The 5,563-nt window shown below is 56.4% G+C and carries 6 protein-coding genes; 3 read left to right on the forward strand and 3 right to left on the reverse strand.

The features are described 5' to 3' along the window. The first annotated feature begins 73 nt into the window (after positions 1-73). A complete protein-coding gene (locus AC1DKD_RS38480) occupies positions 74-226 on the forward strand; it encodes a hypothetical protein (protein WP_477144501.1) in 153 nt (50 codons plus the stop codon). On the opposite strand, the gene AC1DKD_RS38485 is transcribed toward AC1DKD_RS38480, so the two are convergent. Continuing rightward, positions 215-868: an ABC transporter ATP-binding protein gene (locus AC1DKD_RS38485; protein ID WP_477111239.1), complete on the reverse strand. Its 654-nt coding sequence runs from the start codon at positions 866-868 to the stop codon at positions 215-217. The two genes, AC1DKD_RS38480 and AC1DKD_RS38485, sit on opposite strands and share 12 nt — an antisense overlap. Next, a complete protein-coding gene (locus tag AC1DKD_RS38490; protein ID WP_477111240.1) occupies positions 865-1,656 on the reverse strand; it encodes an ABC transporter permease in 792 nt (263 codons plus the stop codon). The genes AC1DKD_RS38485 and AC1DKD_RS38490 overlap by 4 nt, the downstream gene beginning before the upstream one ends. 504 nt (positions 1,657-2,160) lie before the next feature. Here AC1DKD_RS38490 and gmd point away from each other — a divergent pair. Further along, entirely contained in the window at positions 2,161-3,294 is a 1,134-nt protein-coding gene (gene gmd / locus AC1DKD_RS38495; RefSeq protein WP_477144502.1) for a GDP-mannose 4,6-dehydratase, read from the forward strand. Next, positions 3,291-4,265 carry a GDP-L-fucose synthase gene (gene fcl, locus AC1DKD_RS38500; protein WP_477111242.1) on the forward strand — a complete coding sequence of 325 codons (975 nt, stop codon included), beginning with the start codon at positions 3,291-3,293 and terminating at the stop codon, positions 4,263-4,265. The genes gmd and fcl overlap by 4 nt, the downstream gene beginning before the upstream one ends. 91 nt (positions 4,266-4,356) lie before the next feature. Here fcl and AC1DKD_RS38505 read toward each other — a convergent pair whose 3' ends face one another. Further along, positions 4,357-5,337 carry a polysaccharide pyruvyl transferase family protein gene (locus AC1DKD_RS38505; protein ID WP_477111243.1) on the reverse strand — a complete coding sequence of 327 codons (981 nt, stop codon included), beginning with the start codon at positions 5,335-5,337 and terminating at the stop codon, positions 4,357-4,359. Positions 5,338-5,563: the final 226 nt, after the last annotated feature.

The raw sequence follows: 5,563 nt of genomic DNA on the forward strand, positions 1-5,563 counted from the left end.
CCCTACGATACGCGCGCGCTCGCACAAGCCATGAGAGCCATCGCCCTACGATACGCGCGCGCTCGCACAAGCCATGAGAGCCATCGACGCGAACGACGATCTGCGGCACGGCTTGGAGGAAAAGGGAGTCCGCCAGGCACTTCAATTCAATCCGGAATCCTATGCGAAGAAGATTGACGAGGTGTACCGGTCGGTGGTCGAAAAGAGACAGCGTTCAACCCCCTGATTGCTCGTAGAAGGCATAGGCTTCATCGACCTCGTCGAACGCGTGAAGCCTTCCTTGCACAAGGACGGCCGCATGGTCGCAATGCTCACGAATATAGCCAGGGTCGTGGCTGACAATGATCAGCGAAGATTCTTTCCGCTTCTCGAACAGTTCAGTGTGGCATTTCGCGTGAAATCTGCTGTCACCCACAGCAACAATCTCGTCGATCAGGAAACAATCGAAATCGATCGCCATTGAGATCGCGAAGGCCAGCCGCGCGCGCATGCCCGCTGAATATGTCTTGACGGGCTCTCGCAGGTAGTAGCCTAGCTCCGAGAATTCCTGCACGAACGGTTCGACGGCTTTTGGGTCGGCGCCATACACACGACAGATAAAGCGCAGATTGTCCATTCCGCTCAGGCTGCTCTGGAAGGCTCCGCCAAAAGCCAGTGGCCAGGACACGCTCATCCCACGCCGAATGGTACCGTATGTGGGCAGTTCCGCGCCGCTGATCATCCTGATCATGGTGGACTTCCCTGCGCCATTGCGTCCCAGGATGCCGATCTTCTCCGTCTGCTGTACACGCAGGTTGATATCGTGCAGTACCATCCGCCAACCTTGACGCGTATGGTAGCCCTTGCCTAGATTCTTGATGTCAATCACTCCGGCTCCACTCGCTTGCTGGCCTCGCGTACGGATACGAGACCTATGAATAACAGGATCAGGTCGGCAACACAGAGATAGCTGAGATCATAGTGCGGATTCACCCTGACTCCGAAATATCCGGCACGAATCATTTCCGTGCCGTGCACCATCGGAAACCACAAGACAACTTTCCGGGCCAAGGGTGGAAGCCACTCCACCATAAAAACCGCACCTGAGAACGGAAAAAACAAATAGGAAATCGTGTGCCAGATGCGCTCCACCGCTTCGCTGCGCTCACTCAGTCCGCCAACAGTAAAACCGAGCCCGATGCCGAAGAACGCCAGTAGCACCCAGCCAACAAAGATCAGTCCCAGGTCTACCGGTGGCTCCATCAGCCCGAGGGAGATAAACAGGAGCAGCAGAAAGGCAAACGAGGTGGTGGCACCAGCGATCTCCAGTACAACCCGCGCCAGGAACAGATCGATCACGCGCACATTGCGGTGATACAGCAGGCTCTGGTTTGGAAGGATCGCCAAGGCGCAACGGTTGGCGCAGTTCCGCCAAAGCAGGACTGCGGAATAGCCGGTCACAGCGAAAGCCGTGATGGGCAGATTCGATCCATGCGCCGCCTTGGTGGCTGTCCAGAGGGCAGTCACGCCAAGCGTGAACATCATCGGCTCAAAGAACACCCATAGGAATCCGATGTTATGCCGTCCATAGCGCGTCAGGATCTCTCGCATCAGGAGTGCTCCGACTACCCGGACCTGGATACGCAGGGATTGAACGATAGTGGTTTCAGAACTCATGCAATTGCCTACCATTAGGCGAAGCCTTGATCGGGTCCGCACGATTGGCTGTGGGGACCAATCCTCAATCTGCCGCCCCGGCTGCGGAGGGCCTGGAACGGTACACCTTGCTTGGGGAATCTAGGCTCGGCCAGGGCGAACGAGAGAGACTTGCCGGGATACAGGCAAGACGCCGCGCCGCCGTGAGCCCAAGGCTCGCGGGATTTTACTATGAAGGAGTCGGCGCCAAGAAACGTTTTCGGGATGTACAACCGATCGATGAGTGCGCACTTCAAGTCGTTGCAACTCGGGCGCATAGGCATCTCGAAATGCTCGCCCTGCGGTCGAAATTTCCGCAATGGTCTCAGCTTTGGCAACTGAGGGCACTGACGGTAGTAGTATACGGCAATGACGCCGACTGTAATCCAGCCGGACTGTTGCTTCAAGAACCTCGCAATTACTCTCCTCCTAGCAAATTGACTTGACGCCCCGCAAATCTGTAGCGCAGCGTCCGATAATCGAAATATGAGTTCCAACAAGAAAGCACTGATCACCGGCATCACGGGCCAAGACGGCTCCTATCTGGCTGAACTACTCCTTGAAAAGGGATACGAAGTGCATGGCATCAAACGCCGTGCGTCGCAGATCAACACGCAGCGGATCGACCATATCTACGAAGATCCGCATGTGCGGAATCAGCGCTTCATCCTCCACTACGGCGATCTGACAGATACGTCTAACCTGACGCGGATACTCCAGAATGCGCAGCCCGACGAGGTGTACAACCTGGGCGCCCAATCCCATGTCGCGGTCAGCTTTGAAGCACCGGAATACACAGCCGACGCGGATGGCCTCGGCGTGCTCAGGCTGCTCGAAGGAATCAGGATTCTGGGTATGGAGAAGAGTTGCCGGTTCTACCAGGCCTCGACCTCGGAACTCTATGGCCTGGTCCAGGAAATTCCCCAGCGGGAGACGACGCCCTTCTATCCGCGCAGCCCATATGCAGTTGCCAAGTTGTATGCTTACTGGATCACTGTCAACTATCGTGAAGCCTATGGCATGTACGCCTGCAACGGCATTCTGTTTWACCACGAGTCGCCCCGCCGCGGCGAAACGTTCGTGACGCGCAAGATCACCCGTGGCCTGGCCAACATCGCGCAGGGCCTGGAAGAATGCCTGTATATGGGTAACCTCAGCGCTTTGCGCGACTGGGGTCACGCCAAGGACTACGTCCGCATGCAATGGATGATGCTGCAGCAGGAGCAACCCGAGGACTTCGTCATCGCAACGGGCCTGCAGTATTCGGTTCGCGAATTCCTCACCATGGCAGCTGCGGCACTTGGCGTCACCCTGGAGTTCCGAGGTCAAGGTGTCGATGAAACCGGCGTGGTAACGCGCACCGAGGGCCCAAATGCGCCGGGCCTCAAGGTTGGCGACGTAATCGTACGAATTGACCCGCGCTACTTCCGGCCGACCGAGGTGGAGACTCTGCTGGGCGATCCAAGCAAGGCCATGTCGAAGCTGGGTTGGCGCCCCGAGATCACGGTTCAGGAAATGTGCGAAGAGATGGTTGCCGACGATCTGAATGTCGCGAAGCGCCACGCATTGCTCGCAAAGCATGGGTACGCCGTTCCCGTATCCCTGGAGCACAAAGCATGAGTATCAACAAAGACGACGCAATCTTCGTCGCGGGCCACCGCGGAATGGTCGGCTCGGCCATAGTGCGAAGGCTCGAAACTCTGGGATACCGAAACATCGTCACCGCCGCCCGTGATAAGGTGGATCTTACCCGGCAGAGCGAGGTGGAGGCATTCTTCGCCGATCGCCACATCGATCAGGTTTACCTGGCCGCGGCCAAGGTAGGCGGCATCCATGCAAACAGCACCTATCCTGCCGAGTTCATCTACGAAAACCTGATGATCGAGGCCAACATCATCCACTCGACCCATCGCGCCGGCGTGAGGAAGTTGCTGTTCCTGGGTTCGTCGTGCATTTACCCTCGCGCGACCGAACAGCCGATGTCCGAGAGTTCGCTGTTGACCGGCATGCTGGAACCGACCAATGAGCCATATGCCATCGCGAAGATTGCTGGCATCAAGCTATGCGAAAGCTACAACCGCCAGTACGGGTGCGATTTCCGGAGCGCCATGCCGACCAACCTGTAYGGACCGCATGACAATTTCCATCCGGAAAACAGCCACGTCATTCCGGCGTTGCTGCGCAGATTCGATCAGGCCATCAGGGATCACGAGGACGAAGTGGTGATCTGGGGGAGCGGCAAGCCCATGCGCGAGTTCCTACATGTGGACGATATGGCCTCGGCGAGCGTCCATATCATGGAGCTTGACGCGGCCACATACCAGGCCAATACGGAGCCGATGCAGTCGCACATTAATGTTGGAACTGGAGAAGACTGCACGATTTCCGAACTTGCCGAGAGCGTCAAGCGCGTCACCGGATTCAAGGGGCAATTGCGCTTCGATAGCAGCAAGCCGGAAGGCACCCTGCGGAAGCTTCTCAATGTCTCGCGCCTGAGCAAACTCGGATGGCGGGCGAGTATTTCGCTCGAAGACGGCCTGCGAGACAGCTATCAATGGTTTGCCCAGAATCAGGGATTATTCCGAAATTAATAAAAGGGGGCATTGCGCCCCTTTTTCCGATAAGCCCGGGTGCGTGGCATGAAGCACCGGCGGGAAAGTAAATCCCACCCCCCTCTCCCCGTCAGGCTACCGGTACACAAGCGGCATCAATTAGCTCCCGGACATGCCTTGTCAGGGAGTCCATGATGAATGCCTGGGAAAATTCGTAATACGTCGGCACATCCCCATATTCGTGCGCGAGCGCCCGATATTTCGTCTGTTCGTTATGGATAAACGGCACAAAGGGGATATTCATCGCATGCGCTACGATATGCATGTGAAAACGCTCGCCAATAAAGAAATCGCATTGTGCGCAGAATCCCAGCAAATCATCGACACTCGCGAAGTCAGCACACTTGATCAGTCCATTGGAGACGGAATGGAGCAGATCCGCTTTCGCAAGATCGCTCTGGTTGTGTGCGGAAACGTGGCTGCAGAACGGAATATAGAAGAGTTCCAACTCATCCCGGAACTGATGCGCAATCCCGGCATATATCTGCTGCAGGTGCATCGAGAACGGCTCGTCGTCGATAAACCGGGTGGAGCCGATATTGATGCCGGCCTTCAACTTCCCCGTCTTCGCGGTGCGTTGCACTGGTTCAATCATGCCACAGGCGTAGTCCGGCTCGACTACCGCGCCGTCGCACCCGAGGTGCCTCCGCGCGAGATCCAGCGAATCATGCTCGCGAAAGGAAACGCGCTCGGCAAGACGCAGAAGATGGCGCGAAGCAGCAATGTTGTAGTGGAATCCATGAAGGCCCACCCTGCTTATCTGCAGCTTGCAGCCGACCGTCTTTGCGGCTAGCGCAATAATCAGTAACTCTTGAATATGCTCGGGCGACCAGAAGATCCCGCCGCCGCCCATAACCAAGGTCGTATGGCCCTCAATATACCGCTCCGGATCGGCAAGAAAATTCTTGAATTCAACATACTCCTTGTACTGCTCAAGCCCGGGCCTTCCATAGGCGACAATGGTCGCGGAAGGATCCTGACTCAAGATCGACTTCAAAATCAAGTCATCACCAACATTTCCTGCCCCATATCCACCTAGATAAATGGTCATGCTATTTCAACCTTAATTTTTATATATTAGCCTTTATCCCATCCCTCTTTATCGCTCTGAGTGTCGGAGCCGGGATGACAAGGKGGAGACACGCTCGCGGGGTTGCCGGCCGGCTTAAATCATCTCCTTATACAGAAGTCATGAGTCCTCAGCCCGTAGCGCCAGGATCATGAACGCAGCATCCATGGTTCGCTGCATGCCGATCCAGATCGTTTTGGCGCCGGGC

The sequence above is a fragment of the Cupriavidus sp. 05T313 genome (genome assembly GCF_056396665.1).

Excerpts from the sequence above, each read along its gene's own strand:
- AC1DKD_RS38505 (WP_477111243.1), bottom strand. The coding sequence starts at position 5,337 with ATGACCATTTATCTAGGTGGATATGGGGCAGGAAATGTTGGTGATGAC.
- AC1DKD_RS38480 (WP_477144501.1), top strand. The coding sequence starts at position 74 with ATGAGAGCCATCGACGCGAACGACGATCTGCGGCACGGCTTGGAGGAA.
- AC1DKD_RS38490 (WP_477111240.1), bottom strand. The coding sequence starts at position 1,656 with ATGAGTTCTGAAACCACTATCGTTCAATCCCTGCGTATCCAGGTCCGG.